Genomic DNA, 833 nt, shown 5'->3' on the forward strand with positions numbered 1-833 from the left:
AAAAGTCTAATAAATTACGGATCTATGTTATCTGAAAGTAAAAAGTCTAATAATTTTTTATCAAAAATTTTATATAAAAAGTGAAATTTATTGGAGGTAATATGGATAAAAAGGAGAGTAGTATTTTTTTTAAACCTATCGTAACATTTAGAATTTCGAAAAAAACCTTAGAAAAATTAGAGCAACTTGCAAAAGAGGAAAATAAAACTAGAACACAAATTTTAGTTCAGATGATAAATAAACATTTAGGCCTATAATAATAGGAATATTAAAAAATAAAAAAAACGTAATACAAACTAGATTTTTATATAGATTTCTTATATCATTTGTTATAGGTAATCTAATATCCCCAAAAAAGATTCCTAAAAAAATATTTAGGAGGTTTATTATGACAAACAGAGAAGTTAAATTAATTTTGGAAAGTGTAATTGAAAAAACAAAGAAATCAGTTGAGAATGAAAAAAATTATTTAAGAGAGTTAACAGATGATAGACATTTGTTGATGTACATTGAAGAACTGCAGTCAGAAAATCAACCATTACCTGAAGATTGTGGTTATGAATCTTATACGGATTGGAAAACTCAAATAGAGAAAGAGATTAAAGCGAGTGAAAACTCATTGAGTAGAATAGGAACTGAGAAAGCTGAGTTAGTGGCTTTTGAATACTTTACTGCAAATGCTCCTGACGGAGTTTAGTTATGTGGGCTAATACGACAAAAGTTTACAAGATTATATTTGCTATATTGAACTTGGTTGGAACGCTTTTGTCTATTAGGGGTCCCGTCAGGAAAACGCGGAATAACAACGCTAAGGATTTTCCTGACCATCTATG

At 28.3% G+C, this 833-nt stretch carries 2 protein-coding genes; both read left to right on the top strand.

Translation table 11 applies throughout. From position 1 onward, the window contains the following. The first annotated feature begins 101 nt into the window (after positions 1-101). Entirely contained in the window at positions 102-257 is a 156-nt protein-coding gene (locus L988_RS13455) for a ribbon-helix-helix domain-containing protein (protein ID WP_081990322.1), read from the top strand. Between the two features lie 131 nt (positions 258-388). Continuing rightward, positions 389-697: a hypothetical protein gene (locus tag L988_RS08395; RefSeq protein WP_047383367.1), complete on the top strand. Its 309-nt coding sequence runs from the start codon at positions 389-391 to the stop codon at positions 695-697. Positions 698-833 lie beyond the last annotated feature (136 nt).

Source organism: Cetobacterium sp. ZWU0022 (genome assembly GCF_000800875.1).
Lineage (GTDB): Bacteria > Fusobacteriota > Fusobacteriia > Fusobacteriales > Fusobacteriaceae > Cetobacterium_A.